The sequence below is a fragment of the Bradyrhizobium shewense genome (assembly GCF_900094605.1).
In the GTDB taxonomy this organism is placed as follows: Bacteria; Pseudomonadota; Alphaproteobacteria; order Rhizobiales; family Xanthobacteraceae; genus Bradyrhizobium; species Bradyrhizobium shewense.
Window position 1 is genome coordinate 1 of record NZ_FMAI01000052.1, and the last position, 25,529, is coordinate 25,529.

The 25,529-nt window shown below is 61.9% G+C and carries 27 protein-coding genes and 2 pseudogenes; 13 read left to right on the forward strand and 16 right to left on the reverse strand.

Going from position 1 to position 25,529, the window contains the following annotated elements; all coding sequences use genetic code 11:
* Positions 1–804 precede the first annotated feature (804 nt).
* Positions 805–4,218, forward strand: a complete 3,414-nt coding sequence (locus GA0061098_RS41170) for an adenylate/guanylate cyclase domain-containing protein (protein ID WP_091967439.1) — start codon at positions 805–807, stop codon at positions 4,216–4,218.
* 62 nt (positions 4,219–4,280) lie between these two features.
* Here the strand turns inward: GA0061098_RS41170 and GA0061098_RS41175 are convergent, their stop codons facing one another.
* Complete coding sequence (locus GA0061098_RS41175) at positions 4,281–4,769, reverse strand: hypothetical protein (protein WP_129591088.1); 489 nt, start codon at positions 4,767–4,769, stop codon at positions 4,281–4,283.
* A gap of 280 nt (positions 4,770–5,049) precedes the next feature.
* Between GA0061098_RS41175 and GA0061098_RS46690 the strand changes: the two genes are divergently transcribed.
* Together GA0061098_RS46690 and GA0061098_RS41180 are read left to right on the forward strand one after the other, a co-directional pair.
* Positions 5,050–6,087: an adenylate/guanylate cyclase domain-containing protein gene (locus GA0061098_RS46690; protein ID WP_245323946.1), complete on the forward strand. Its 1,038-nt coding sequence runs from the start codon at positions 5,050–5,052 to the stop codon at positions 6,085–6,087.
* A gap of 76 nt (positions 6,088–6,163) precedes the next feature.
* Positions 6,164–8,434, forward strand: a complete 2,271-nt coding sequence (locus tag GA0061098_RS41180) for a hypothetical protein (RefSeq protein WP_245323947.1) — start codon at positions 6,164–6,166, stop codon at positions 8,432–8,434.
* 492 nt (positions 8,435–8,926) lie between these two features.
* Here GA0061098_RS41180 and GA0061098_RS41185 read toward each other — a convergent pair whose 3' ends face one another.
* From GA0061098_RS41185 to GA0061098_RS45770, 6 genes are all read right to left on the reverse strand, one after another.
* A complete protein-coding gene (locus GA0061098_RS41185; protein WP_091967441.1) occupies positions 8,927–10,042 on the reverse strand; it encodes an adenylate/guanylate cyclase domain-containing protein in 1,116 nt (371 codons plus the stop codon).
* Between the two features lie 29 nt (positions 10,043–10,071).
* Positions 10,072–10,437 carry a response regulator gene (locus tag GA0061098_RS41190; RefSeq protein WP_091967442.1) on the reverse strand — a complete coding sequence of 122 codons (366 nt, stop codon included), beginning with the start codon at positions 10,435–10,437 and terminating at the stop codon, positions 10,072–10,074.
* Positions 10,434–11,888 carry a sensor histidine kinase gene (locus GA0061098_RS41195; RefSeq protein WP_165637944.1) on the reverse strand — a complete coding sequence of 485 codons (1,455 nt, stop codon included), beginning with the start codon at positions 11,886–11,888 and terminating at the stop codon, positions 10,434–10,436. Before GA0061098_RS41195 ends, GA0061098_RS41190 begins: the two co-directional genes overlap by 4 nt.
* Positions 11,889–12,012: 124 nt before the next feature.
* Entirely contained in the window at positions 12,013–13,026 is a 1,014-nt protein-coding gene (locus tag GA0061098_RS41200; protein ID WP_091967444.1) for an ABC transporter substrate-binding protein, read from the reverse strand.
* Between the two features lie 27 nt (positions 13,027–13,053).
* Complete coding sequence (locus GA0061098_RS41205) at positions 13,054–14,079, reverse strand: ABC transporter substrate-binding protein (protein ID WP_165637945.1); 1,026 nt, start codon at positions 14,077–14,079, stop codon at positions 13,054–13,056.
* A 481-nt stretch (positions 14,080–14,560) separates the two neighbouring features.
* Complete coding sequence (locus tag GA0061098_RS45770; protein WP_208610739.1) at positions 14,561–14,701, reverse strand: hypothetical protein; 141 nt, start codon at positions 14,699–14,701, stop codon at positions 14,561–14,563.
* A 55-nt stretch (positions 14,702–14,756) separates the two neighbouring features.
* Between GA0061098_RS45770 and GA0061098_RS41215 the strand changes: the two are divergent.
* Positions 14,757–15,095: pseudogene (locus tag GA0061098_RS41215) on the forward strand (ribonuclease HII); the annotation flags it as partial.
* Positions 15,096–15,123: 28 nt separating this feature from the next.
* Here GA0061098_RS41215 and ligD (GA0061098_RS41220) read toward each other — a convergent pair.
* The 4 genes from ligD (GA0061098_RS41220) to GA0061098_RS41235 are packed head-to-tail and all read right to left on the reverse strand — an operon-like array spanning position 15,124 to position 18,542.
* The gene (gene ligD / locus GA0061098_RS41220) at positions 15,124–16,071 is read right to left on the reverse strand and encodes a non-homologous end-joining DNA ligase (RefSeq protein WP_091967446.1); all 948 of its coding nucleotides are present in this window, start codon (positions 16,069–16,071) and stop codon (positions 15,124–15,126) included.
* Between the two features lie 12 nt (positions 16,072–16,083).
* The gene (locus GA0061098_RS41225) at positions 16,084–16,647 is read right to left on the reverse strand and encodes an MOSC domain-containing protein (RefSeq protein WP_091967447.1); all 564 of its coding nucleotides are present in this window, start codon (positions 16,645–16,647) and stop codon (positions 16,084–16,086) included.
* The gene (locus GA0061098_RS41230) at positions 16,647–18,326 is read right to left on the reverse strand and encodes a DNA polymerase/3'-5' exonuclease PolX (RefSeq protein WP_091967448.1); all 1,680 of its coding nucleotides are present in this window, start codon (positions 18,324–18,326) and stop codon (positions 16,647–16,649) included. The genes GA0061098_RS41225 and GA0061098_RS41230 overlap by 1 nt, the downstream gene beginning before the upstream one ends.
* Positions 18,327–18,542: a hypothetical protein gene (locus GA0061098_RS41235; RefSeq protein ID WP_091967465.1), complete on the reverse strand. Its 216-nt coding sequence runs from the start codon at positions 18,540–18,542 to the stop codon at positions 18,327–18,329.
* Positions 18,543–18,880: 338 nt separating this feature from the next.
* Here GA0061098_RS41235 and ligD (GA0061098_RS41240) point away from each other — a divergent pair, with 338 nt between their 5' ends.
* The 3 genes from ligD (GA0061098_RS41240) (at position 18,881) to GA0061098_RS41250 (ending at position 20,565) form a co-directional block, all read left to right on the forward strand.
* Positions 18,881–19,771, forward strand: a complete 891-nt coding sequence (ligD, locus tag GA0061098_RS41240) for a non-homologous end-joining DNA ligase (RefSeq protein ID WP_091967450.1) — start codon at positions 18,881–18,883, stop codon at positions 19,769–19,771.
* Between the two features lie 35 nt (positions 19,772–19,806).
* Positions 19,807–20,112, forward strand: a complete 306-nt coding sequence (locus GA0061098_RS41245) for a hypothetical protein (protein WP_091967452.1) — start codon at positions 19,807–19,809, stop codon at positions 20,110–20,112.
* A 261-nt stretch (positions 20,113–20,373) separates the two neighbouring features.
* Positions 20,374–20,565, forward strand: a complete 192-nt coding sequence (locus GA0061098_RS41250) for a CsbD family protein (protein ID WP_060912872.1) — start codon at positions 20,374–20,376, stop codon at positions 20,563–20,565.
* A 72-nt stretch (positions 20,566–20,637) separates the two neighbouring features.
* On the opposite strand, the gene GA0061098_RS41255 is transcribed toward GA0061098_RS41250, so the two are convergent.
* Positions 20,638–21,315 (reverse strand): protein-L-isoaspartate(D-aspartate) O-methyltransferase, encoded by a 678-nt coding sequence (locus GA0061098_RS41255; RefSeq protein WP_091967454.1) that lies wholly within the window; start codon positions 21,313–21,315, stop codon positions 20,638–20,640.
* A gap of 279 nt (positions 21,316–21,594) precedes the next feature.
* Here GA0061098_RS41255 and GA0061098_RS41260 point away from each other — a divergent pair, with 279 nt between their 5' ends.
* Complete coding sequence (locus GA0061098_RS41260; protein ID WP_091967456.1) at positions 21,595–22,062, forward strand: hypothetical protein; 468 nt, start codon at positions 21,595–21,597, stop codon at positions 22,060–22,062.
* 226 nt (positions 22,063–22,288) lie between these two features.
* Here the strand turns inward: GA0061098_RS41260 and GA0061098_RS41265 are convergent, their stop codons facing one another.
* Positions 22,289–22,480, reverse strand: a complete 192-nt coding sequence (locus tag GA0061098_RS41265; protein ID WP_091967459.1) for a hypothetical protein — start codon at positions 22,478–22,480, stop codon at positions 22,289–22,291.
* 148 nt (positions 22,481–22,628) lie between these two features.
* Here GA0061098_RS41265 and GA0061098_RS41270 point away from each other — a divergent pair, with 148 nt between their 5' ends.
* Together GA0061098_RS41270 and GA0061098_RS41275 are read left to right on the forward strand one after the other, a co-directional pair.
* The gene (locus GA0061098_RS41270) at positions 22,629–22,991 is read left to right on the forward strand and encodes a PRC-barrel domain-containing protein (protein ID WP_091967461.1); all 363 of its coding nucleotides are present in this window, start codon (positions 22,629–22,631) and stop codon (positions 22,989–22,991) included.
* 80 nt (positions 22,992–23,071) lie between these two features.
* Positions 23,072–23,458 carry a response regulator gene (locus GA0061098_RS41275; protein WP_091967467.1) on the forward strand — a complete coding sequence of 129 codons (387 nt, stop codon included), beginning with the start codon at positions 23,072–23,074 and terminating at the stop codon, positions 23,456–23,458.
* A 52-nt stretch (positions 23,459–23,510) separates the two neighbouring features.
* Here the strand turns inward: GA0061098_RS41275 and GA0061098_RS41280 are convergent, their stop codons facing one another.
* Positions 23,511–23,711, reverse strand: coding sequence for a hypothetical protein (locus GA0061098_RS41280; RefSeq protein WP_091967463.1), 201 nt, complete (start codon positions 23,709–23,711; stop codon positions 23,511–23,513).
* A gap of 170 nt (positions 23,712–23,881) precedes the next feature.
* Between GA0061098_RS41280 and GA0061098_RS47140 the strand changes: the two genes are divergently transcribed.
* Entirely contained in the window at positions 23,882–24,013 is a 132-nt protein-coding gene (locus GA0061098_RS47140) for a hypothetical protein (protein ID WP_283808041.1), read from the forward strand.
* Between the two features lie 111 nt (positions 24,014–24,124).
* Positions 24,125–24,292, forward strand: a complete 168-nt coding sequence (locus GA0061098_RS45480; RefSeq protein WP_018643613.1) for a hypothetical protein — start codon at positions 24,125–24,127, stop codon at positions 24,290–24,292.
* Positions 24,293–24,306: 14 nt separating this feature from the next.
* Here GA0061098_RS45480 and GA0061098_RS41285 read toward each other — a convergent pair whose 3' ends face one another.
* Positions 24,307–24,552, reverse strand: coding sequence for a hypothetical protein (locus GA0061098_RS41285; RefSeq protein WP_018643612.1), 246 nt, complete (start codon positions 24,550–24,552; stop codon positions 24,307–24,309).
* A 5-nt stretch (positions 24,553–24,557) separates the two neighbouring features.
* Positions 24,558–24,803 carry a hypothetical protein gene (locus GA0061098_RS41290; protein WP_430649297.1) on the reverse strand — a complete coding sequence of 82 codons (246 nt, stop codon included), beginning with the start codon at positions 24,801–24,803 and terminating at the stop codon, positions 24,558–24,560.
* 140 nt (positions 24,804–24,943) lie between these two features.
* On the opposite strand from GA0061098_RS41290, the pseudogene ku reads away from it, so the two are divergent.
* Positions 24,944–25,529, forward strand: a pseudogene (gene ku / locus GA0061098_RS41295) (non-homologous end joining protein Ku); the annotation flags it as partial.

The window sequence follows — 25,529 nt, forward strand, 5'->3', positions numbered from 1 at the left end:
AAGAGTCTTCGGATCGCAAAAGCGGCGTAGCAAGATGGCTGCGAACCCGGTGGTATCGTAGTATCATTGTAACCTCTGATCAATGTACCTATTTTGACATAGGTCAACGGTTAGGTGGCATCTTCAATCTTGGCGTGCCAGCGCTTCAAATTTTAGACCATTTGATGAAACCAATGCGGTGTCGCCGAAGCTGAGCGTGTTTCCAACGCTCGGGTATCGAGACCGCTTCGGGTCAAACTGCGAAGAACTCACGTTGAGCACAACGCGTCCGCTCGTACCCCTATTGCCGACAAGTGAGCGGACGTAGATTTCCGTCGCTACGGGCCACAAGCTGACATCGAGCGCATGGCGTTTTACCTTCCGCCCCAGCAGACGCAGACGAATGCGGAAACGGCTCCGGGCAAGCTTCCGAGAAAAATGGGAGGACTACGAAAGCCGAAGGGAAGCGGCACAAAGTAAAGGAGGCTGACCGAGAGCAAACCTCCCAAGAATAAGCAAGCGACACTCCTCGACCAGAGCGGAAGTGATCGATTGATCATCTCTCGATCAAGGCAATAGACGAGAACGGCAAGAGGAAGTCCGAACAAGTAGATAAACGGCAGGCCTACGATCGTGCCAAGGAATAGCAAGCCGGCCTGTCCGAGCACCGCGCAAAGCACGACCCAGCCAATGAGGGGCGCCGCCAGCGCGAAGATATATTGTCGGCGGACTTGTGCAGCGTCACGTTTCACCGCGCCTACCGCATGCCATTTTGAAGTAAGCTGGATTGCCTAGCGCTCTGAAGACGAGAGCCGGGAGGCGCCCATGGATGTCGCGGTGTGGCTGCGTGGTCTGGGGTTGGCACGGTACGAACAGGCGTTCCGGGAGAACGACATCGACGTCGAGGTCCTCAGCGACCTCACGGCCGAGGATCTGATCGGGCTCGGCGTCGCCTCGATCGGCCATCGCCGCAAGCTGCTCGCCGCCATTGCTGCCCTACGTGCCGGCTCAATTTCGGCCATCACACCTGCCACGTCCGCGCCCACCGCTATCTCCGAAAAGGCTTGGCTTGGACCCGAAGCCGAGCGACGTCAGCTCACCGTGATGTTTGTCGACCTGGTCAACTCAACCGCGCTCGCGGCGCGGCTCGATCCGGAAGAAATGGCCAAAGTGCTGCGGATCTATCAGAGCGCAGTGGCGATCGCAATCGCACGGTTCGAAGGGTACGTGGCGAAGTACATGGGCGATGGCGTGCTGGCCTATTTCGGCTATCCGCGCGCCCATGAGGATGAAGCCGAACGCGCGGTGCGGGCGGGGCTCGCCGCAGTCGCGGCGATGCACGGCATCGGATCGGCGCATGGCGAAACGCTGGCGGCCCGTGTCGGCATCGCCACCGGCCCGGTGGTTGTCGGCGAGTTGATCGGCGAAGGCGCGGCGCGGGAGGAGACGGTGGTCGGCGACACGCCGAACCTCGCGGCGCGGCTGCAAGCCCTGGCCGACCCGGGCACGGTTGTGATCTCCGCTCGCACCCGGGAGCTCGTTGGCGGGCTGTTCGAACTCGCCGAGCTCGGCATGCAGATATTGAAGGGATTTCCCGTCCCAGTGCGGCCGTGGCGGGTGATCGGGGAAGGCACCGCCGAGAGCCGGTTCGAGGCGTTGCACGGGGCAGACCTGACGCCGCTTGTCGGCCGCGACAACGAGATCGGCCTACTGCTTGAGCACTGGGAGCGAGCCAATGAGGGTGAAGGCCAGGTAGTTCTGCTGGCGGGCGAGGCTGGCATCGGCAAATCACGCCTTATGCGAACGCTGCGCGCACGACTTGAAAATGACCCGCATACCACCCTGAGCCACTACTGCTCACCGCACCATCAGACCAGCCCGCTTTATCCGGTGATCGGCTTGCTGGAGCGGGCGGCGGGCTTCGTCGCGGACGATCCCGCCGCAACGAGGCTCGACAAGCTCGAGGCGCTGCTTGCGCTATCGACCGATGATCTCACGGCAGTGGCTCCGCTGCTCGCGGCGTTACTGTCGCTCGAGACCGGTGCGCGGTACCTGCCCCTCGAGATGAGCCCGCATCGGCAGAAGGAGCGGACGCTCGAGGAACTGGTCGCTCAGGTATTGAGCCTCGCAGCAAGGCGACCCGTGCTGGCCATGTACGAGGACGTGCACTGGGCAGATCCGACCTCGCTCGAGCTGCTCGATCTCCTGGTCGACCGGGTGCAAGGCGCTCGCGTGCTCGTCCTCATGACCTTCCGGCCCGAGTTCGAGCCGCCCTGGATGCGCTATGCCCATGTCACCGCGCTGACCCTCAGCCGATTGAGCCGCCGGCAGGGTGCGGCCATGGTCGCGCGGCTGAGCGGCGGCAAGGCGCTCCCCCCTGCGGTGCTCGACCATATCGTCGCCAAGACGGACGGCGTGCCGCTGTTCGTCGAGGAACTGACGCGGACGGTGCTGGAGACCAATTTGCTCCGCGATGAGGGCGACCACTATGCGCTCGCCGGGCCGCTGCCGCCGATGGCAATCCCCGCCACGCTCCAGGAGTCGCTGTTGGCGCGGCTCGACCGGCTGGCTCCGGCCCGGGAGGTGGCCCAGGTCGCAGCCGCTATTGGCCGGGAATTCTCTCACGAACTGCTCGCGATTGCGGCCGCGCTGCCGGAGAGCGATCTGCAGGCGGGGTTGGACGACCTTGTCAGCTCGGGCCTGGTGTTCCGGCGCGGAACGCCGCCGCAGGCGACCTATAGCTTCAAGCATGCACTCGTGCAGGACACCGCCTATGCCACGCTGGTGCGCGCGAAGCGGCAGCGCCTGCACGCCCGGATCGCCGCCGCGCTCGAGCAGCATTTTCCGGAGACAGTGCAAGCGCAGCCGGAGCTTCTGGCCCACCATTACATGGAGGGCGGGCTGGCCGAATCGGCGATCGACTATTGGCTCAGGGCGGGACAGCGAGCCATCACCCGCTCGGCGATGGCCGAAGCGCTGGCGCAGTTGCGCAATGGGTTGGACCTGCTCGCGGGCTTGCCGGAGGTCAATCGCCCGCGGCGAGAACTCGACCTCCAAGTGGCCTTGGGTGTGGCGTTGATGGCAACGCAAGGCTGGGCGGCGCCGGAAGCCGGGCGCGCCAACGCCCGTGCTCGCGAGCTCTGCGAGCAGCTCGGCGCCACCGCCCAGCTCTGGCCCCTGCTCTATGGTCAATGGGTGTTCCACGGCGTGCGGGGCGAGCACAACGCCGCGCGAAACGTGGCAGACGAGTTTCTTCGCCGGGCGCAGGACCATCATGACACGACCGCAGCGGTGGTTGCTCACCGCATCTGCGGGACCGGTGCTTTATGGCGCGGAGAACTGCCGGCTGCCTGCATCCATCTGGAGCGGACGCTTGCCGTCTATGACCGGGAACAGCATCACTCGCTCGCCTCTCTCTACGTGCAGGATCCGCGGGTGGCGGCGCTGTCGGGGCTCTCATGGGCGTTGTTTGCGCTGGGCTGTCCGGAGCAGGCCCGGGCGCGGAGTCGCGAAGCGCTCGATGCGGCACGTGAGCTCGCTCACCTCAATACGGTGGCGTACGCCCTTTTGTTCGCGGCTTTCTTCGAGCAGTATCGTCTGGCGTGGCGTGAGGCGAAGGACCGAGCCGAAGCACTGATTGAGCTCTCGAATGAACACGGATTTCCGCATTTCCTCGCGCCCGCCACGGTAATCCGAGGTTGGGCCTTGACTCAGTCGGGGGAAGCGGAGACAGGGCTCACGCAGCTTCGGCTGGGCCTACCGGCATGGCGTGCCACCGGGGCTGGTCTCTATGAGCCGTATTTCCTCGGCCTGCAGGCTGAGGCGCACGGCCGTTTGGGCGCAGTGGAGGAAGGTTTGGAGCTGGTTGCAAAGGCGCTGGACCGCGTGGAAGAAACCGGCGAGGGGTGGTTCGAGGCCGAACTCCATCGGATCGCGGGCGAGCTAATGTTGCAATTGCCTAAGCCCGACCCAATTGCCGCGGAAGCACGGTTCGGGCATGCCGCTGCAAGGGCGCGCCAGCAAGGCGCAAAGCTGTGGGAATTGCGCGCCGCGACACATCTTGCACGACTTTGGAGAGAGCAGGATCGGCGCGGCGAGGCCCACGACTTGCTCGCCTCGCTGTATAGTCAGTTTACCGACGGTTTTGCGACACCGGATCTGCAGGCTGCCAGCGCAATACTTCGAGAGACCATTTCCAGCTCCGAGCCGAAGACCCCGATCCCAAATACCGGTAGTTGACGCTGTAGACGAGCATGGCAATTGGCCAAGCCGTCTGAACGGAAGGTATGAAGCGGACCCGCCTAGTTACTCGTCCACGCACAACTCGCCGTGAGCGTGCGAATCAAACCCGCCGCCTTGCCGACCGATGCCGGTGAGAAAAATGAGTCGGCCCCTGGAGTTGCTGAATCGATCAGTTCCCTTGGCGATCTTATCCAGTTGGCTGAAGGCTTCTCAGTGTCGTACATGCCGGCAGTGGTGGTCGTGAATGTTCCCACTTTTGCCGTGACTAGCACCGTCCTCGCGTAAGATTGCAGTGTTTTGAGCAACGAAGGCAGTCCTCCCGTTTCAGCCATTCCATGGGCCGTGAAAAGCCACGTTGCGCCGGTTAGGGCGGGATCGTCGCTCATGACTGTCCCAATAGTGCAAAGGTCGATTTGGCTTGAGCAACCCTCTTTGGTCATCTGAAGCGCAATTGTCGCCTCAAAGTTTCGGCACTGCGCGGACTGTTCTGCGAAGCCGACGCTCGTCGAAAGTGTGAGGATCACTGTTACGAGAAAGGCAGTTTTCATCATGCCCTCGTATTGATGCGCGCTTCTACACCCAAGTAAACTAGAGCGTGCCCACTGCCAGATCGAAAGTCGGTTCTGGGTCAAAGGCAGCCCTCGTTGGCCAGCATGAGCTGGTCGGGTCATCTGCCGAAAGCGGACACCCTAGCGCTCTGGGCCAACGTCAGTCACGGGCCAGGAGTGGCCCTTCGCCCACAGGCAGCTCATGACGTTTTATCGCGCCCCGCACGCCATTTTGCGGTAGGCTGAAGCACTTGGTGCTCTGACACGTCGGGAGGGGCCCATGGACGTCGCAGCTTGGCTGCATGGTCTGGGGCTCGGACATTACGAGCAAGCGTTCCGCGCGAACGACATTGATGCCGAGGTTCTTGTCGACCTCACGGCCGAGGACCTGGTTGGACTTGGAGTCACCTCGATCGGCCACCGCCGCAAGCTGCTCGCAGCGATCGCCGCCCTGCGGGTCGGCTCTGTTCCGGCGACCACTCCTTCCGTGGAGGCGCCGGCCGCGGCCGGGACAGCCCTGCCGCTCCCCGGGGCCGAGCGGCGACAGGTCACGGTGATGTTTGTCGATCTGGTCGGCTCGACGGCACTGTCGGCGCGGCTCGATCCGGAGGAGATGCGGAAGGTCCTTCGCGCCTATCAGGATACGGTCGCGGGTGAGATTTCGCGTTACGAGGGGCATGTCGCCAAGTTCATGGGCGACGGCGTCTTGGCTTACTTCGGATGGCCGATCGCGCATGAGGACGATGCGGAGCGGGCGGCGCGCGCAGGCCTCGCAGTCACTCGATCCGTGGTTGCGCTCCGATCTCCGGACGGCCAAACGTTGGCCGCACGCATCGGCATCGCGACCGGCCTTGTCGTTATCGGTGATCTGGTCGGTTCGGGGGAGGCTCTGGAGCGCGACGTGATCGGCGAGACCCCGAACTTGGCTGCCCGCTTGCAGGCGCTGGCTGAACCCGGACAGGTCGTAATCGCCGAGAGCACCTACCGGCTTCTCGGCCGTCTGTTCGACGTAGAAGACCCCGGCCGGCGACGACTGGCTGGTTTCGGCGAGCCCTTGCGCGTCTTGCGCGTCCTGGGACAAAGCGCAGCGGAGGATCGCTTCGAGGCCCTGCATGGGATGGGCCTAGTGCCGCTCGTCGGTCGTGAGCAAGAGTTGGCGCTGCTGCTCGACCGCTGGGAACGGGTCGGTGACGGCGAGGGCCAGGTCGTTTTATTGTCGGGCGAGCCCGGCATCGGCAAGTCGCGCCTTGTCCGTGCGCTGCGCGAGCGCCTAGCCAGGGAGACTGCTCGAACGAGGCGCTGGCTTTGCCCGGGATGACGGCCCGCTGGAGAAGCTCGACAAGCTGGAGACGCTCATCGCCGCGGCGACCCGGGACGTTGCTGAGGCCGCGCCTGTGCTCGCCTCGCTGTTGTCGATCCCGATCGCCGACCGCTATCCGCCGCTCGAGTTGAGCCCAGAGCAGCAGAAGCAGCGCACGTTCGAGGCGCTCGTGGATCAAATTACGGGATTGGCCGCGCACCGGCCAGTGCTGGCCGTGTATGAGGACGTGCATTGGGCCGATCCAACCACGCTAGAACTGCTGGAGTCGGTGATCGAGCGTGTGCGGACCCTGCCCATGCTTGTGCTCATCACTTGCCGGCCCGAGTTTTCCCCGCGCTGGTCTGGCCACGCGCATCTCACGTTATTGACCCTCAGCCGCCTCGGGCGCCGGCAGGGCACATCCATGGTCGAACAGCTCACGGGCGGCAAGGCACTGCCCGCAGAAGTGCTCGCGCAGGTCTTGGCCCGGACCGATGGGGTGCCGCTGTTCGTCGAGGAGCTGACCAAGGTGGTCCTGGAGTCGGGGTTACTGGTAGAGGAAAGCGACCGCTACGTTCTCATCGGCCCCCTGCCGCCGCTCGCGATCCCGGCCACCCTGCACGACAGCCTCATGGCTCGCCTCGACCGGTTCGCTCCCGTCAAGCAAGTGGCGCAAATCGCCGCCTGCATCGGTCGGGAGTTCTCATACGATTTGGTCTCCAAGACCGCCTCTCTGAGTGAGGACACACTGCAAGATGCACTCAAGGGACTATGTGCCTCGGAACTCGTGTTCTGCCGCGGCACACCGCCGAACGCGAGCTACCGCTTCAAGCACGCGCTCGTGCACGAGGTGGCCTATCGCAGCCTGCTCCGGAGCCGTCGCCAGCAGCTTCATGCGAGGATTGTCGCCGTTCTCGAGGAGCGGTTTCCGCAAACGGCCGAGACCCATCCCGAGCTCATCGGGCATCATTATGCAGAGGCGCAGCTGAGTGACCAGGCGGTCGTTTACTTCCAAAGGGCTGGCGCGCGCGCCCTGGAGCGGTCAACCTATCTTGAGGCAATCAGCCACTTGGCCCGCGGATTAGAACTGGTTGAGGCTTCTCCGGACATCACTGGACGCGTCCAGCGCGAGCTAGAACTCCAACTGGCGCTCGGGTCGGCGCTGATGGCGACCAGGGGCTATGCGGCCCCGGAGGTCGAACAAGCCTACGTTCGCGCCCGCGCGCTGTGCAGCCATATCGGCCACACGCCCCAGCTTTTCCCGGTGCTGCACGGGCTATACAGGATCTATCATGTCAGAGGCGATCTGAAGGCTGCCCAAGAGGTCGGTGAGCATCTTACAGAGCTGGCGCAGAGCCTGGGCGATCAGACCCTCCTGGTGGAGGCCCACCGGGCCCTTGGGGTGCCCTTGCTCTGGCTCGGAGAGGTGGCTCTCGCCCGCGCCAAACTGGAAGAAGGGACAGCGCTCTACGACGCAAAGCTGCTCCGATCGCACGCCTATACCTACGGCATTGATCCTGGCGTCGTGTGTCTCTCCTATGCAGCTCTCGCTTGGTGGTTTCTCGGCTTTGCCGACCATGCCCTCGACAGGAGCCAGAGGGCGCTCGCTTTGGCTGAGGAGCTCTCCCATCCTCACAGCCGAGCTTTGGCCCTTGTCTGGGCCGCGTGGCTCCGCCAGTTCCTCCGCGACACGCACAGCACGGAGGAACTGGCGCAGGCAGCTGTCCGCTTATGTGACGAGCACGGCTATCCGCTCTGGAGGTCGATGGGGGCCATCTTACACAGTTGGGCGCTGGTCGAGAGCGGACGGAAACCGGAGGAGTGCATCCTGCAAATGTGGCAGGGGCTGGCCGATCTCCGAGCGACTGGCGCCGGGCTCTGGCAGCCGTGTTTCCTCGCTCTCATCGCGGAAGCATGCAACAAAGTGAACCGCATCGATGAGGGGCTCACGGTCCTCGACCAGGCCCTGGGTGTCGTGCGCGAACGGGCGGAACGCTTTTACGAGGCCGAGTTGCATCGCCTAAGGGGCGAGTTGCTGCTCCGGCGCAATCCGAAAGACATTTCGGCCAGCGAGGCTTCCTTTCAAACGGCGATCGCAATCGCGCGCGATCAGCAGGCCATGTCCCTCAAGCTCCGCGCCGCAACGTCGCTCGCGCGGCTCTGGGCCGAACGCGGCGAGCGACGCCAGGCCCAGGATCTCCTTGCAGGGACCTACGGCTGGTTCACCGAGGGCTTAGATACGCTTGACCTGCGGGAGGCCCAAACTCTCCTGAGTGAATTGGACAATCGAGGCCTCACTAGTAAATTGCCTGGGCGCATTGGCCAGATCGACACCGCAGCGGATGGGAGCGCGCCGAAGCGCTGAAGGTCTGGAAATGGGTCACAAGCGGCGGTCGTGCCAAGCGCAGCCCTACGTCCGGTTTACGGCCAATAGCCGACAATCCCAATGACGGCTGACCTTGGGTTAGGCCGAACGATAAGCTCGCTACGATCCAAGGCGCCTTACTTGCATCGAAATTGCCGTTCAGCGGCGAGGGCCGGCCTCAGGAAGCCCACCCGTAAATTTCCCAAGTGTCGGCCATTACGCTCGCTGGTTAACTGGTGCGGATCGAGCCGCATCATGAAAACACCGAAGCCAAAGCAATGGGCCGAGCAGGGGTCCGCTCTGGCGCAATGAGCGGACCGTCATCAGACCAGGCGCAACTTCGCTGACGGGCCACAGGCAGACACGGTAAGCCCCGCACAATTGCGCGAACCATAAAAGAATGAGGCTGGGCTCAGGGCGGAGTTCAAATTGATCCCAGGCATCGGTGGGCCTAGATCGATCGCGCAGCGCAAATTGATTGTTGACACATACTCAAGTCGTCGTCTCAACTACGTTGTAGGCGGTGATAGGACGATGCAAGCCCTTGAGCGTTAGTTCGCCTACCGTCTGTGTCGTGGCTCTCTCGTCGATCGCCGCGCGCACCTTGCTATCGATCAAAATCTGGCCGTCGCGCGCTTCCGCGCACAGCCGGGCCGCGAGATTGACCACTGTCCCGATCGCGCTGTACTCAGAGCGGCCCTCGAACCCGATAGGGCCGAGCGTCGCATATCCATGTGCGATGCCGATTCCAAAACCAAGTTCGTGGCTTTCCCGCCGCCATTTGCTGGACAATTCAGATAGACGGGTCCGCATCGCGACCGCCATTTGAACAGCTCGTGCGCACGGATCGGGACAAGGAATCGGATCTCCGAAAATTACCATGATTCCGTCCCCCATAAATCGCTCCAACGTGCCTTCAAACTCATGGACGAGAGAGCCCAGAGCTGTGTGATACTCGCTCATAACGGCCATCACCTCCTCGGGCTCGGCAACTTCTGAGAAGGCGGTAAATCCTCGCAAGTCACAGAAGACTATCGTCACCTGTCTGCGATGGGTCGCCAGGGACTCATTTGGCGAAGAAGAAAGGATGAGTTCTGCGATCTGCGGGGAAAGGAAACGCTTCAAACGACTAACACGTTCGATCTGCGCTATCTGTTCGGCGACACGCTGCTCAAGCGTTCTATTCCACGACGCGAGTTCGGCCGCCTGGGCTTCTGCTCGATCGTGCAGTTCTTTAATGCGGAGCATGGAGTGCACACGGGCAACCAGCGCTGCATGGTCGACAGGTTTGGTCAGATACTCGTCGGCGCCTGCGTTAAGTCCCGTGACAACATCCTTTGAATCGGCTCGCGCCGTAACCATGATGATTGGAACAAACCCCAGCGAAGCATCGCGCTTTAATCGCCGACAGACCTCAAAGCCATCGACTTTGGGCATCATCACGTCCAGCAGAATGACGTCCGGCGTAACCTCGCGCACGACCGCAAGCGCTCTCTCGCCGTCTTCAGCCTCCCTTGTCTCATACCCCTCTGCGGCGAGGCGCGCGACAAGAATGCAACGATTATTCTCGTTGTCGTCTGCAATCAAGATTTGAGGTGGATTATGCATTTCCGTTCCCGGTCGACGCGGGTTGGAACCTATGTCAGGTATCCATTGATCATTTCGAGTAGTTTTCGTGCGCTGTAGGGCTTCGCGACATAGGCATCGCAACCTGCCGCGCGCGCCTTTTCTTCATCCCCGCTAAGCGCGTAGGAGGTAACGACTACGATTGGAATATGCTGGAGGTCCGCTTGTGCTTTTATGCGCCGCGTCGCCTCGTAGCCGTCAAGATTGGGCAGTTGGATATCCATCAAAATAAGGTCTGGTTTTTCGCTTCGCGCCGCTATGAGCGCTTCTTCCCCGTCGTACGCTTCAATCATTTCGTAACCGGCGCTCGCAAGGAGATCGCGCAGAATTTGCCGATTATCCTCCTGATCTTCGACCACCAATACGCGCTTGCTCATGTCTGTGTCGCCTGTTGCTCAAGCCGGGCTTGCACCCAGAAGGAGAATTTTGCGCCGCGACCGGGACGGGACTCTACCCAGATCCGCCCACCATGCATCTCCACAATGAGCTTTGCGATGGCGAGGCCCAATCCCGCGCCTCCCTTTGCCTTGGTGATTGAATTGTCGACCTGCTGAAATTCTTGGAAGATTTTTGCTTGATCGGTTTCGTCAATGCCCGGGCCCGTGTCCTGGATGGAGAATGTGTAGGAGTCTCCTTTGGCTTCGACCTCGATCCGAACCTCTCCCGCCTCGGTAAATTTGATCGCATTTCCAACAAGATTGAGCAGAACCTGTGCAAGCCTGCGTTCGTCTCCCCGCGCCGGCGGTAGGCCATCGGGAACAGAAATTTTCAATCCTAAATTCTTTTCGGCGGCGAGGGACTCAACGGAGGCGTAAACACCACTAAGCAGTTCTTCCACGGAATAGTCGGCCAAACAGAGGCGAAGCTGTCCGGCTTCAATCTTGGAGAGGTCGAGGACATCGTTGATCAGCCCAAGCAAATGTCTGCCGTTCCGTTGGATTCGTTCAAGGGCTGACCGCATTTTTTCCGGAGGGTCGCCGTATATGCCGTCGAGCAGGAGCTCCGAAAAGCCGAGCACCGCGTTCAGCGGCGTCCGAAGTTCATGGCTCATGTTTGCAAGAAATTGCGATTTGTGTCGGCTCGCCTCCGCAAGGTTTTCGTAGAGCTGCTGCAGCTCTTTGCAGGTTAAGTTGACGTGCGCCGCAAGCTCCCCAAGTTCGTCCCGATTGGGAACCTCGATGCGCTGGCTGAAGTCACCAGCCGCTATTCGATTCAAACCGTTGTGGATGATGCGGACTGGGTCAATCACCGATCGGGAGATCGCATGTCCCAAGACCAGCGTAAGTATGAAACTTGTGAGCGCGACGGCGCCGACAAGTAGCTGAGATCTAGCATAGGTTTTCTGGCTCGCATCTATGCCGGCCACCATGTCAGCTTCAGCCCGGTTGACCAATTGATTGGTCAACCGTTCCAACTTGTCCGCGAGGGGGCTGAGCTCCAGGAGTTCGCTCTGTTTGGCCTCAGTCGTTTGCCTATTGCGGATGAGATCGACGATGTGTGAGACTACAGCAATGAAGCGCCCATACTCTTCGCGCAACTGATTGAGCAGCGCCACTTCATCTTTTGCGACGAACGAGACACGGTCAAGGTCGTAGCCAAACTGGTTGATCTGCCGCAGCGCAACGGCCAATGTCGTTTCGTTCGGAAACGCGAGAGCCGTGGAGACGACGTAAAGCTGTCGAAGCGTTGCGTGTTGCATTTGTCGGTACGCTTCGATCTTGTGCTGCAGGGCGACGACCTGGTTCGCCCTCTGATCAGCTTCGCGCAAGGAAAGAAGGCCAATAAGCCCAACCGAGACCAAGAGTGCCTCGATGACGAGGAAGGCCATCAGCAACTTTGTGCGGAGTGAAGGTCGCGATGCGAAGCCGAAGAGAGCGCCCTTCACTGACGCTCTGCCCCCACTTGCTCGCGACGTTGCAGCGAGTTCGCGTTGACCAAGAAACGAAGTCGGGTCAGCTTCGAAGTTCACGTCGAACCTCGTTGAGGAACCGCCAATCGACGGCATCCGCGATAATTTTCGCAGGGTTCGATTTCAGCATCTTCGCTTCGCGCAGACGAAGTGCGTAAAAACGGATCGTATCTTCGGGATCGTAGTCTCGCCAGCGGTTGTAGGGTACGTCCGCTAATGTCTGAATCGCATAATCGTAGCGGGGCGTGAAACCCCTGTCTACCATGCGCTGAGCAACCAGAGCCGGTTCGCTCACGCACAAATCGGTCGCGCGCAACATGGCACGAACCACGCGCTTGGTCGCGACGGGATTCTTTCGGACGAATTCGCGGTTACCCGCCAACATGCAGCAAAAATACTGCGACCATGGGCGATCCAGGGCACTGTTGACGATAACATGGCCGATGTGCTGCGCACGCAAGCGCTGTGGTTCGGGCGGAAATCCGAGGAAGGCGTCGATCTTGCCCGCAGCAAACAACTCGATCGGTTTGACTGACGCGCTCGTCACCCACTCGATATCCTTGTTAGGATCGAGTCCGACGAGCGTCGCCATCGCGCTGATGAAAACGTGCGGGCTACTTCCGACCCCCTGCTGGCCAACGGTTCGACCCTTCAGATCGGCGACGCTGCGTATGTCCTCCTTGGCGAATAGCTCAAAGCAGCCGACATGAACCCCAGCCACAACGGTAATGCTTGCACCCCGATCGATCTCGAGAAGAAGTGGACCGGAGAAATGCAAGGTGAAATCGATGTCGCCCTTCGCAATTGCTTTGGTTTGTTCCACGCCGGCATCAGAGTCTACGTAAACGACGTTTGTGAATCCCTCGGCATTCAAGAGGTCGCTCAGCACGTACTGAGGAGCAATGCAGATGCTCGGATTCTTCGCAAGGCGGATGGTTGTTGTCTCTGGTGGCGGATTGGGCTGTTCGGCGCTGAGCCGAGCGGTAGCGCTCCAGAAAAGGGCAGTGGACGCAGCGCAGGCCCCAGTCAACAGCAAGTCGCGACGGTTCGTATCCATAAGAACCTCCTCGAGATTGCCTCGGAATCAGCCTCCAAGTTCACGTCGAACTTCGCTCAGGAACCGCCAGTTGGTCCCATCCGCGATGACTTTCGCAGGGTTTGATTTCAGCATCCCTGCTTCGCGCAGACGGAGCGCGTAGAAGCGGATAGTGTCCTCGGGATCGTAGTCGCGCCAGCGGTTGTAGGGCACCTCTGCAAGTGTTTGAACGGCGTCGTTCAAGTGGGCTGTGGACCCTCTTTCTACTATGCGCTGGGCAGTAAGAGCTGGCTCGCTCACGCATAGATCCGTCGCCCGCAGCATGGCGCGAACCAGCCGTTTGGTGGCCACGGGGTTCTTCCGGACAAATTCCCGATTCCCAGCCAACATGCAGCAAAAATACTGCGACCAAGGGCGATCCTGCGCGCTGTTGACGATAACATGACCGATGTTCTGCGCGCGCAAACGTTGAGGCTCTGGGGGAAATCCAAGAAAGGCGTCTATCTTTCCCTCGGCGAACAATTCGATCGGCTTGACCTTCGCGCTCGTCACCCACTCGAAATCTTTGTTTGGGTCGAGTCCAACAAGTGTAGCCATCGCGCTCAAGAACACATGCGGAGGCGACTCTAGCGATTGAATGCCGACGGTTCGACCCTTGAGGTCGGCGACGCTGCGTATGCCATCCCTGGCGAATAGCTCGAAGCAGCCGACATGAATCCCGGCCAGAATGGTAGTGCTCAAGCCTTTATCGATCTCCAGAAGAAGTGGACCAGAGAAATTTAGGTTGAAGTCAACATCGCTTTTCCAGATAGCTTTGCCCTGCGACGCGCCACTGCCAGTGTACGTGCCGGTTTCGACATAAACGACGTTGGTGAAGCCCTCGGCATTTAGCAGGTCGCTTACCACGTAGACAGGTGCGATGCAGATGCTTGGGCCCTTCGCGAGGCGGACTGTAGTGGTTTCTGGCGGGGGCTCGGTTTGTTGGGCCTTGAGCCGAGCGGCCGCACTCCCGAATAGAGCCGCGGAAGCGGCGCAGGCTCCGGACAATAGGAAATCGCGACGGTTCGCGAACATCGGAACCTCCTCGAAACCACCATTGCAGTAACTGCGGGTGTGTCGGACCGATGTGATTTGCGTGGGACAAAACGTGGCCCCGCTGGGCATGAAGATAGCATGGTAAAGATGCGCCGGATATGACCGGGCGACTGACGTTTCCCGGCTTCCGATAGCCTTCCAACCCAGCTTTCTGCCGGGCCGGCTGACGCGCTTATTCAATCACCTCATCCGCGCGGGCGAGCAACGTTGGAGGCACGCTTCGATTCGGCTATTGGGCCGCCGATTTATGCACGGGGCATATTACAGAGCCGGCAAGAGGCGAGATCAGGAGAGAAGCCGACCCCGAGGGTTATGGCCAGCCGCGAAGGTCCCGCGCGCCCGGACCACGCGCAGCACCCGATTTGAAACCGAGGGCTCGTTTCCGCCGACGAGAGCGCGTGCCGCTGAGGCCAGTTCGCAACCGATCGCGGAGGGCGCCTTCTAAGAACTGATCGCAGGACTAGGCGGGGGCCTTCAGAGAATCGAGACGCTTGCGCAGAAACGCCAGAACCATGATCTCGTCCGGCGTGAGCTTGGCGTACTGGCGCTTGAACTTCCCCGCGATCTTGGCTTCGATCATATTCACAAGGTCACCGGACATGTAGGCGTTCAGGACTTCCGGGTGCACGTAGCACTTGCGGCAGATTGCGGGCGTGTTGATGCCGCAGCACCTGCTGATCGACGCGAAGCGATTGAAGGAAATCGACATCCCTCAGCAGGCCATCATCAAAGGCGACGCCAAGTCCGCCAGCATCGCTGCTGCGTCGATCCTGGCGAAAGTCGAGCGCGACGCGGTGATGCGAACGCTCGACGTCCGCCACCCCGGCTACGGCTTCGCGGATCATAAGGGCTACCCGGTGCCGGCTCATTACGAAGCTCTCGCCAGGCTTGGTGCATGCGCAGCTCATCGGACGTCGTTCGGACCTGTACGCAAGGCTCTCGGGTTGCCGCCCCTGCCGCCGTGGCCTTCAGCATCCGAGCGCGAAGCCGGCTGACCCGGGGGCTTTGCTCCGCCTCCGCTCCTTAGTTTCGCGGCCAACTCTTTTCATGAACGACCTCCTTGCCCTTCTTGTCGGACCGCAGGCCTAGATAGACTGGCTGGCGCAGTTCTCCCTTGCTAGTCCACTCCGCGAACTTCACCTCTGCGACCAACGAAGGACGCACCCAGGTCGTGACCCGCTCGTCCTTCACCTTGGTAGTGAAGGGCGACGTGACTGTCTTGAGCCTCACGAGCTTGCCGTGAAGCTCTTCTAGAACCTGATGACTGAAGCCTGTACCGACGTGGCCGATGTACCGCCATGCATCGCGTTCGCGTACCGCCAGCACGAGGGCGCCGAAGAAGGGCCGGGTTCGCCTCGGTGCCGTGAAGCCGGCGATCACGACCTCCTGGCGCTGCGCGGTCTTGACCTTCAGCCAATCGGCGGTCCGGCGTCCGGACGCGTACGGGCTGTCGGCGCGCTTTGCCATAATACCTTCGAGATGTCTCCGCTCGGCTTCTGCGAAGAACTTCGTTCCTTTGCCTTTGCGGTGGTTGCTGAACGCGATCAGCTTGTGGCGCGGCAGGATGGCCTTGAGCCGCTTCTTGCGATCGAGGAGCGGCAGCCCACGCAGGTCCTCGCCGTCTGCGAACATGAGGTCGAACGCACAGTACAAGAGCTTGGCCTCATGGCGCAGGGCGTTCTGGAGCAACTGGAAATGGGATGCGCCGTCCTGTCCGATCGCGACCAGCTCGCCATCCATCACCGCGTCCGCCTTCACGCCTTCAAGTGCTTTCGCGACCTCGACATAGGAGTGGCTGATGATTTTCCCGTTGCGGCTGTAGAGCGCGACCCGACCACCCCGGATTTCCGCGACCATACGAAAACCATCGAATTTGTCCTCGAAAACCCAATTGGGATCGTCGAACGGTGAATCGGTCAGCGTGGCCAGCATGGGCTGCAGACGACGAGGCAGAGTCGATTTTCGGTCCATGATAGGGTCTTTCTACACGGCGGGCAGTGGCCGCAACGGGGAAGACGGGACGCGAACCCGCGCGGTATCGCCAGCCGCGACCATCCCGCCGGCCCGTACCACGCCCAGCACCCCGGATTTGAACGGAGGGCCCGTTTCCGACGACGAGAGCACCTGTTGCTTAAGGCCGGGCCGGAAGCGGTCGATGAGGACACAGGGCGTCCGGAGACCGGTCAGCTCGACGATAGTCGTGGGACCCAACTCGATCAGGGTGCCGAGCGGCATCCGCTCCAGGTCCAGGCCAGTCGTTGTGATATTCTCACCCATGTCCCCCGCTGCGACCTCGAACCCGGCTTCCGAGAGGGATGCAAAGAGCTCGGCCGGGATCAAGTGGACCTGCCGGAGATTGGGCAGGCGTGGCCGGCGGCGGGCGAGATAGCGGTGCTGGACGAAAGAGCCGGCGTGGGCGTCGCCTTGGACGCCGTGTCCTTCCACCAAAACGATGCGGTCCTGGACCGGTTTGCTGAAGTGGTGCCCAGGGTCGGCGGCGACCGCCGTCACCTTTCCATCGAGGGAGAGATCTTGCACCTGCGGCATCAGGCAGCGCAGGCGAGCGAGCGCCGCTTCTGGCGGAAGTACCGCGTGATCTCGGGAAGCTTCATCGCATTCAGGACCCGATCGGCAGGGACCCCGCCCTTGCGGGCCACCTCGACGCCCCAGTGCATGTGGTCGAGCTCTGGAATCGAGTGCGCGTCCGGATTGATGCTCACCATGCAGCCGAAGTCGAGGGCGGCCCGGTGCCAGCGCCAGTCCAGGTCGAGCCGCCATGGGTGGGCGTTGATCTCGACGACGACGTCGTGCTTGGCGCACGCCCGCAGCACCTTCTCGACGTCGATTTCGTAGCCCGGCCGCCGCTGAAGCTGTCGCCCCGTCATGTGGCCGATCATGGTGGTGTGAGGGGCGGAAATAGCCCGAAGCAGGCGCTGCGTCTGCGCCTTGCGATCCAGCTTGAAGCGCCCATGGATGCTGGCGACCACGAAATCGAAGCGCTCCAGCACCTCGTCCGGATAGTCCAGCGAGCCGTCAGCCATGATGTCCGATTCGATGCCTTTGAGGATCCGGAAGTCCTTGCCGAAGCGCTTGTTCAGGCGGTCGGCTTCCCGGTGCTGCTGCGCGATCTCCTCTACAGACAGACCGCGGGCGTAGTAGGCGGATTTGGAATGGTCGGCGACACCGAAATACTCGAATCCGCGCTGGCGAGTGGCCTTGGCCATGCTCTCAAGGGTCTCGGTGCCGTCGGACGCATCGGTGTGGCAGTGAAGGATGCCGCGGAGGTCATGGTCGGTGACAAGTTTCGGCAACTTGCCTTTCAGAGCCAGCTCGACCTCGCCGCGCCCCTCCCGGAGTTCGGGATCGATGAAAGGCAAACCAAGCGCGCGATAGATGTCGGCCTCCTCGCCGGCGATCAGCGTGCGGCCCTTGTGCAAGCCGTCGGCGTCCAACCGCAGACCCTTCTCGGCCGCCAAGGCTTGGAGCTGCTCGATGTGGGCGGCGGAACCGGTGGCGAAGAGAAGGGCGGCGCCGAAGTGCTTGCGGTCGGACACTCGAATTTGCAGCCCGTCGGCCGATGGCGTCGATGACTTGTCCGGCTTGGCAGCCTCCGCAACGATCGCGAGATCGCCGACGAGTTCGCAGCCGCGGCGGAAATCGCCGGCGATCGTCGCACGCTTGAGTTCGGGGCGTGACTTGCGGATCGAGTCCTTGGCATGCGCAAGCAGCGCGGCGGCGCGGTGCAGGTGGAGGCGGCCTTCTCCGCTTTTGGCAATCGCGAGGTTCTGCAGGATCTTGGTCTGCAGCGCGGCGCCGAGTCCTTTGGCCTTCTTGATGCGGTCATCCTTGGCGGCGGCCTCCAACTCGGTGAGGGAGGCGATGCCCAGATCTTTGTAGAGCCGCAGCACTTTCTCCGGACGAAGGCCGGGCACAGCGAGCATCTCGAGCACGCCCGCGGGAATCTCCTTCCGCAGCTTTTCGAGGCTGGGATGACTGCCCGTCTGGTGAACCTTGGCGATGATGTCGGCAATAGCATCGCCGACGCCCGAGATTTCAGTAAGTCGATCTTCGGCGATGAGCACGTCCAGAGGAACGGCTAGGGCCGCCAGGCTGTCGGCGGCCCGAGAGTAGGCTTTCGCCCGGTAGGGATTGCCGCCTCGCAAGGCGGTGCGCTGCGCGTACTCTCGCAGGAGACTTGCCACACCGCGCGCGTCAAGCAAAGGCATTCAGCCAGCCTCCCGGTCCGAGCTTTGCGGCGCCGCCGGAGTTAGGCGGCGGCCGGAGCGGTCACTTGGCCGGCGATCGAGAGAGCTCTCGAGCTTCTGGGCTGCGCGAAAGTCCTCAAGGTGCTGGACGTTGGGGCCGTAGGCAGCCTCCTTCTTGAGGAGATTGTAGATCCGGCCGGCCACCAGTTGCAGGTGCTTCATCTTGCCCCGCGGCATGGATCTCGCCTTGCAAAGCGCTCGGACGGCGTAGGCGCGGAAGTAATCGAATGCGTCTGACATGATGTCAGTAAACGCCGGCTCTCGCTGAGAGTTCGATGGGCTCTGCGAATGACTGGATCGCCCATCGGCGCCCGCCGCGGCCTGGCGCAAAACTCGAAACCTTGCGAACAGCGGTCGCTGGAACTCCTCGCCGCCTTCGAAGTTGCGAGACTTGTTGATTGAGGTAGGTAGACTGCCCGCCGTCGGCCCCAACCCGGCGGCGGGTATTTTGTGAGTTGCGTAGCGTGGCAAAGTGTACAAAGGCGCCTAGGGCTGAAGTGCCGGCGGTCCCTACCATGCCGGGGTTCATCGAACCCCAGTTGGCGACCCTGAAGCTGAAGGCGCCTTCGGGATCCCAATGGATTCACGAAGTCAAATACGACGGGTACCGCATTCAGCTCCGGATCGACGGAGACGATCGCCGGGCCTACACCCGCAACGGCTACAACTGGATCAGCAAGTTCTCAAGGATTGCGGGCGCCTTCGATATCGAAGGACAGGCCATCGTCGACGGCGAGGTTGTCGTCATCCATGATGGGCGCGCGAACTTCTCCGAGCTGCGGGCAGACCTCGGCAGAGGCGATCAGGATCGATTGGTCTACTTCGCTTTCGATCTGCTCTGGCTGGACGGCAGAGATCTGCGGAAAGAGCCGCAAATCGAGCGGAAGAGGCTGCTCAAGGATCTGATCGAGGAGCGCGACCTCAAGGAGCCCGTCCTCTATAGCGAGCACCACGAAGCGGACGGCCAGGCACTGTTCGCCGCAGCCAGCAAGCTGAATTACGAAGGCATCGTCTCCAAGCGGGTGGATGCACCATACCGATCGGATCGGGTGGAGGCTTGGCAGAAGATCAAGGTCGTTCAGAAGGGCAAGTTTCCCGTGGTCGGCTTCATCAAGGACCCATCCGGCGTAGCCGCGCTCTATCTGGGCAAGAAGGAAGGCAAGGATCTGGTCTACATGGGAAAGGTCGGGACCGGATGGAGCCGAACCACCTCGGCGCAGATCCGCAAGGCGCTCGACACCGTGGTAAGTCCGAAGCAGAAGCTGACCAAGACCATCAGGAAGCCGAAGGCCACGTGGGTCGAACCCAAGTTCTATGCCGACATCGAGTACCGTGACATCACCTCCGAAGGTCTGCTGCGGGCCAGCTCGTTCAAGTGGCTAAGCAAAGGAACGCGCCGATCATAGCCGCGTTTTCCTGCGGAGTATGTGGAGTACCGGTCATGGATCCGGAACAGCGAGTTGCGAAAGCCTTGGAAGACGCTCAAGGCATCTTGGCCCGGCATGTCGAGCCCGGCCCCAGAGATTGCGAGCAAACCATAAACAAGCTGCTGGATGTTCTCGACGACGAAGCCGTCGTCCAAGCGCTCAAGGATTCGAAGATGGAAAAGCCCACAACAGAACAACTCGACGAGCTCAAGAGGCTCAGTGCAATCGCGCGTGTGCCGGACGAATCGGAGATCGTGACTTCGAAGGAAGAAGCCGAAACCCGGATCCGCGATCTGAAAGACAAGGCTCGGATGGAATGAGGCGATCCCAGGACGACGATAGAGGGCGTCCGGTCTGCATTCGTCGTTGCAGCCGCGGCTGTTCGTCAGCGCGGGTGGCGATTGGGATATGCATGGCCATGCGTCCGGCCTGCCGCCAATAGCCGACATGCAAACGCCCAGCTTTGCTCGGCCAAGGGCCACGTTCAGGGTGTTCGTTGAAAACACCGTGCTTTGTTCTGCGAGGAACCTCTGCGCAACACTTTCGTTGTGCTGGTCTTCCGGACAGCAAAGGATACGATTATGGACCGCGAACATGTGAAGGGCGCCGCCGACAAGGCAAAAGGCGCCATCAAAGAAGGTGCCGGCAAGCTCACCGGCGACAAGGACATGGAAACCGAAGGCAAGATCGATAAGGCCAAGGGATCCGCCCACAACGCCGCGGGGGACGTGAAAGATGCAGCGCGGGACGCCGCTGACGCCCTCAAGAAGTAAGCAGAAGAAGCGAAGATCAAAAACTAACCGCCTCCGGGCGGTTTTTTGCGCCAATTGAGACGGCGAGCGGGCTTAGCCGGAGATCAGAGGAACGAAGCGGACCTCCTCGATCCTTTCCTCGATGAAACTGCCGTCCGGCTCGCGTGTCAGCTTCGTCAGCCACTGCACTCCGTTAGGATCGCCGATCGGGATGACCAGTCGTCCCAACAGAGTAAGTTGAGTCTTGAGGACCGCGGGCGTCTCCGCGCCGGCGGCCGACACCAGGATCACGTCGAACTGGCCGCCTTCCGGCCATCCTGCGGTCCCGTCGCCATGACGCACGTCCACATTGCGGCAGCCGAGATGCCGAAGGCGCGACCGGGCCCGCTCCACCAATGCCTCATGGCGCTCGAGCGCGCAAACCTCCCGCCCGAGCTTGGCGGCGAGCGCCGCCAGATAACCCGAACCCGCGCCGATCTCCAGAACCCGTTCCGACTTGGCGATCGCGGCAGCCTCGAGCATCCTGGCGACGATGTAGGGCTGAGAGATGGTCTGTCCTTTCGGGATCGGTACCGCGCTGTCTTCGTACGCGGCTTCCGCGAACCGCCGACCAAGGAAGACTTCGCGGGGGACCTGCCGCATCGCCAGCAGGACCCGCCTGCTGCGAATGCCGCGGCCGGCAATCTGCACGTCCACCATCGCGTCGCGGAGGAAGCGGGACCTCTTGGACCGTTTGCTCTCCTTGACCGCCCGCACGACCTCTCCATGCATGAACGATTTCGCTCCAGCAGATGGGAAACTCGGAGGCCAGCGACTTGCTCCTTGACGCGAGGGTGGGTGCCGCTCTCGCCGACGAGGCCGGCTCCGCTGCCCGAGCGGAATCGCGGAGCGTAGTCAGGGACGCGCTCGCAGCGGAACGACCGCCTTCGGATCGAATTGATCTCCCGAACCCGAGCCCGCAGAAAGCTCATGAAATGGATCCTGACGGCCGCAGGCGTGGCAGCAAAGACGCCGCTCGTCGGGTCTTCATGATTCCTGGAAGGAGACCCAATGAATTGGGTTGTGTCGGTGCTAGTTTTTGCACTTGTCGCCTCGACCTCCGCGGTTTCGGCGCAACCGGTGAGATGGACGACCTATTCCATCGCGCAGACCGGTACCTCGGTCGATTTCCCGGCCTCGATCTTTACTGAAGAAGCCGGCCGGCCGGATGGCTACGGACAGCGATTTCGGACGGCCGACGGCCGAGCCGACCTTACGATACAGGCCGCACCCAACGTCGCAAACGATTCACCCGCTGCATTTCTCGCAAAGAATCATCCGCCCGCGCGCATTCAGTACAAGCGAACGACGCCTCGGTTATTTGCGGTTTCCAGCTACAAGGCCGACAAGGTCTGGTACAACCGGTGCAACTTCTCGAGCGGATTGATTCACTGCGTCCTGATCAACTACCCGGCGAGCGAAGAGCGCGAGTGGGACGACGTCGTAACGCGGATCAGTCTGTCGCTGCGCGGCAAATAAGTCGTGCGGGTGCGGGATGGAGATCGCGCCTGCCGGCGAGGGCGCGTAGCTGCGAGAATACCGATTTGGCTATCCTCGCGAGCGCTAGTTCTGAATAGCGGGTCGTGAGACCTTTGGCTATCCGCGACAGGCGCCGTAGTTCAACGGCGGGCGACGGTCCCTGCAGTCCAATAGGGTGGCGAGGTTATCGTTCCTCCGATCTGCCCGCGGCTCGCCGATCTGCGGTTCACGCGGTAGCCGCCGCCCGCCCGGCGTCGGTGATGCGATAGTCGATATCTCCGGATGGAAGTGGCTCGGTTTCCACGAAACCCAGCTCCACGAGCCGCGCCACGATTTCGTGGTCGAACGTCGGCGGGCTGACCCAGGATTCACCGAGGAGCTTCCTCAAAAAATCGCGCTCCAGATCGGTCAGCTCCATCTTCGCGCTCCTCTGCGATCTCTATCGGACTGGTATCGCGGCCACCTCATCCGATGCCCTGGAGATCAACGTTTAGCCGCGGCTTCTGCCAGGAACTGAGCCATCGTGGCCCCGTTGACTTCCGAAGACAACATTCAGGAGATCAACCATGGCCATGGAAGATCGCGAGACGCTCAGCCTGATCGGCAGCGACAAGGTGGAGGGTACGAACGTGTACGGGGCCGACGGCGAAAAGGTCGGCTACATCGAGCGCGTCATGATCGACAAGGTCAGCGGCAAGGTGTCGTACGCGGTGCTCAGCTTCGGCGGCCTGCTCGGCATCGGCGACGATCACTATCCGCTGCCCTGGCAGGCTTTGAAATACGACACCGACCTCGGCGGCTACGTCACCGGTGTCACCCAGGACCAGCTCCGCGGCGCCCCCAAATACGCCGACGAGAGCAGTTGGAATTGGAGCGACCCGGCGACCACGCGCTCCGTGAACGCCTACTACGGTGTGCCGGTGGCCTGAGGCGGGACGACTCTGGCGTCTGGCTGCTCGATGCACCGCCACGGTCGACGATCAGGCCTGATCGCCGAGGAGACTTGAAAGTGAGTGATGCCGTTCGTGTTCTGGTCGTGGAGGACGAGGCTCTCGTCGCAAGCTTCGTCGAGGACGCTTTGTCCGACGGCGGGTTCCAGGCCTGTTCGGTCCATTCGGGGGAGGAGGCCATGTCCACTTTTTGCGATGGCCGCGAGGGATGTCGGGTCCTGCTGACGGACATCAACCTGGGTGACGGCATCAGCGGCTGGGAGCTGGCGCGGCAGATCAGGGAAATCACGCCTAGCTTTCCTGTGGTCTACATGACGAGCGCCAGCGCGCCTGACTGGGAATCGCAGGGTGTCGGTAGCAGCGTCTTGATCCAAAAGCCCTTTGCGCCGGCGCAATTGGCCGCCGCGGTCTCGCAGCTGCTCGGTGGCGCGACCTCGCCGGGTTGACTGGCCAATCGCCTGGAAACCGCGCTTCGCAGGGCGAAAGCAGGCCCCGATGTCAGGCTTCGCCGGAGCCCGAGAAGAGCACCGTCGGCGGGGTTGCGCGCGCGGGCGGCGAGGGTCGACCGTAGGTCGATCCCGGTCTGCTCTTGAGCTCGTACCGTTGGGCCAGATCGAGAAGCCGCCGCCTTGTGAACGGGTCGGCCTTCTCCGCCAGATCGCGCGCCCGCTGCGCGAAGCCACTGTAGAACTCTTCCATGACGCCACCCCACAACATCACCGAATGCCGATCTTCGATGGTCGACGAGGCTCACGTCAAGAGATCGCTTGTGCCCGCCCGGCAAAGGGCACTACGCTGACCGAGGCGGGGGAAGCCAAATGTCGCTGCAACATCCAATCCGGAAGCCGTGCCCGCACTGTGGGCGGGCGATGAAGCTCGTGCGCGACGAGGGCGCCAGAGGCGGAGAGCGCTACGTCTGCTCCGATTGCGACGACGATCCGCTGCACGATCCCGCCGCCCGAAAGTGGGTGGACGGCCCGCTGCGGCCGCCGGCGAAATAGTGGCCCGGAAGAAATCGGCCCGGGCGGTTTGGGCCTCGCAGAGCCAGGACTGGCGAGTTCGTCATTGCCGCACCAACTCAATTGTAGATGCCAAATATGGGGAGGTCTGATGTGTCGGCTGTCGCAAATCTGCTTGCGCGAAAGCAGGCGCTCATGGAGCGACTGCAGAGCGGTACCGGACCGAACGAACGCGAGGAAATCGAGCGCCTACTCGCGCAGATCGAGACCGCGCTGAACCTGCTCGAGTCGGGCGATGCCGCTGCCCCGGGCGAGGAATGATCGGTTCGTGCCGGTCAGAGCGCGCTGAGATCGTCCGGCACCTCGCCGAACTTCCGGATCAGTTTGGCGTCGCCGAAGTCGCCGCTGGACGGGTCTCCGGTCCGCGAAAAGGCGACCGCGCCTGTGCAGCCTGGTTTCCGGGAGAGCGCTTCGGCACGCATGACGGCGGCGTTGGCGCTCAGGCATTCTACCGCCTCGCCCGGCGCGACGCCGTCGTCGGCCATGACGAACGGCAGTGCCACGTAGTAGGTGACGTCCATCGCAGTCACTCCTTGCGTTCGCGCTGCGGGCCATGCCTCCCGCGCGAATATCCTTTCGAAACCGCCGCGCGCAGCTTGTTGGCCTCGGCCTCGAGAAAGTCGATGGCGATTAACAACGCCTTGACCGCCTCCCGGGGATCTCCGCCGCAGGCTTCGATGGCCTGATCCGCGGCGAGCTCGAGATCGTCCTGGGCGGGCGCAGCAGGGTCAGAAGCGGCGGACATCCCTTCCATGTTCTTCATTTGTTCCATTTGAGTCAATGGGCATCCGTTGGTTTCCGCTGCCGGCGAGGGACAGTGCGAATGAATCTTCGCCGGAAAGGCTGGCCTGTCGGAACTGGCATCTGCCGTTCGTCTTGAATCCAGGCCACCCCAATGGAGTTCTGCGTAACATGGCCCCGCGCGCCAACTGGAAAGGCTTCCTGCGTCTGTCCCTCGCCACCTGTCCGGTGGCGCTCTTCCCGGCGACCTCGGAGAAATACCTGAAGGTCGATGCGGACACCGGCGACGAGGTCCAGAACGAGGACATCGTCAAGGGCTACGAGGTTGAGAAGGGCCAGTACATCGAGGTGTCGAAGGAAGAGCTCGAGGAGATCGCGCTGGAGTCCACGCGCACCATCGAGATCGACGAGTTCGTCGACAAGCCGACATCGATCCGCGCTACCTGATCCGCCCCTATTACATCCGCCCCGACGGCAAGGTCGGGCACGACGCGTTCGCGGTGATCCGGGAGACCATCCGCGAGATGGGCAAGGTGGCCATCGGACGGGTCGTGCTGACCAACCGCGAGCACATCATCGCGCTGGCGCCGATGGACAAGGGCCTGGTCGGCACGCTGCTGCGCTATCCCTATGAGGTGCGCAGCGAGCAGGAGTATTTCGACGAGATCCAGGACGTGAAGGTCACCAAGGACATGCTCGACCTCGCCACCCACATCGTGAACCAGAAGGCGGGGCGGTTCGATCCCGAGAAGTTCGA

Coding starts and splice junctions, on each gene's coding strand:
- GA0061098_RS41270 (WP_091967461.1), top strand. CDS start 22,629: ATGGCCATGGAAGATCGCGAGACGCTCAGCCTGATCGGCAGCGACAAG.
- GA0061098_RS41265 (WP_091967459.1), bottom strand. CDS start 22,480: ATGGAGCTGACCGATCTGGAGCGCGATTTTTTGAGGAAGCTCCTCGGT.
- GA0061098_RS41245 (WP_091967452.1), top strand. CDS start 19,807: ATGGATCCGGAACAGCGAGTTGCGAAAGCCTTGGAAGACGCTCAAGGC.
- GA0061098_RS41250 (WP_060912872.1), top strand. CDS start 20,374: ATGGACCGCGAACATGTGAAGGGCGCCGCCGACAAGGCAAAAGGCGCC.
- GA0061098_RS41195 (WP_165637944.1), bottom strand. CDS start 11,888: ATGGCCTTCCTCGTCATCGAGGCACTCTTGGTCTCGGTTGGGCTTATT.
- GA0061098_RS41285 (WP_018643612.1), bottom strand. CDS start 24,552: ATGGACGTCACCTACTACGTGGCACTGCCGTTCGTCATGGCCGACGAC.
- GA0061098_RS41170 (WP_091967439.1), top strand. CDS start 805: ATGGATGTCGCGGTGTGGCTGCGTGGTCTGGGGTTGGCACGGTACGAA.
- GA0061098_RS41280 (WP_091967463.1), bottom strand. CDS start 23,711: ATGGAAGAGTTCTACAGTGGCTTCGCGCAGCGGGCGCGCGATCTGGCG.
- GA0061098_RS41230 (WP_091967448.1), bottom strand. CDS start 18,326: ATGCCTTTGCTTGACGCGCGCGGTGTGGCAAGTCTCCTGCGAGAGTAC.
- GA0061098_RS41290 (WP_430649297.1), bottom strand. CDS start 24,803: ATGGAACAAATGAAGAACATGGAAGGGATGTCCGCCGCTTCTGACCCT.
- ligD (WP_091967446.1), bottom strand. CDS start 16,071: ATGGACCGAAAATCGACTCTGCCTCGTCGTCTGCAGCCCATGCTGGCC.
- GA0061098_RS41185 (WP_091967441.1), bottom strand. CDS start 10,042: ATGCATAATCCACCTCAAATCTTGATTGCAGACGACAACGAGAATAAT.
- GA0061098_RS41260 (WP_091967456.1), top strand. CDS start 21,595: ATGAATTGGGTTGTGTCGGTGCTAGTTTTTGCACTTGTCGCCTCGACC.
- GA0061098_RS41175 (WP_129591088.1), bottom strand. CDS start 4,769: ATGAAAACTGCCTTTCTCGTAACAGTGATCCTCACACTTTCGACGAGC.
- GA0061098_RS41225 (WP_091967447.1), bottom strand. CDS start 16,647: ATGCCGCAGGTGCAAGATCTCTCCCTCGATGGAAAGGTGACGGCGGTC.
- GA0061098_RS41255 (WP_091967454.1), bottom strand. CDS start 21,315: ATGCATGGAGAGGTCGTGCGGGCGGTCAAGGAGAGCAAACGGTCCAAG.
- GA0061098_RS47140 (WP_283808041.1), top strand. CDS start 23,882: ATGAAGCTCGTGCGCGACGAGGGCGCCAGAGGCGGAGAGCGCTACGTC.
- GA0061098_RS46690 (WP_245323946.1), top strand. CDS start 5,050: ATGGACGTCGCAGCTTGGCTGCATGGTCTGGGGCTCGGACATTACGAG.
- ligD (WP_091967450.1), top strand. CDS start 18,881: ATGCCGGGGTTCATCGAACCCCAGTTGGCGACCCTGAAGCTGAAGGCG.
- GA0061098_RS45770 (WP_208610739.1), bottom strand. CDS start 14,701: ATGTCCGGTGACCTTGTGAATATGATCGAAGCCAAGATCGCGGGGAAG.
- GA0061098_RS41205 (WP_165637945.1), bottom strand. CDS start 14,079: ATGTTCGCGAACCGTCGCGATTTCCTATTGTCCGGAGCCTGCGCCGCT.
- GA0061098_RS41190 (WP_091967442.1), bottom strand. CDS start 10,437: ATGAGCAAGCGCGTATTGGTGGTCGAAGATCAGGAGGATAATCGGCAA.
- GA0061098_RS41200 (WP_091967444.1), bottom strand. CDS start 13,026: ATGGATACGAACCGTCGCGACTTGCTGTTGACTGGGGCCTGCGCTGCG.
- GA0061098_RS41235 (WP_091967465.1), bottom strand. CDS start 18,542: ATGCCGCGGGGCAAGATGAAGCACCTGCAACTGGTGGCCGGCCGGATC.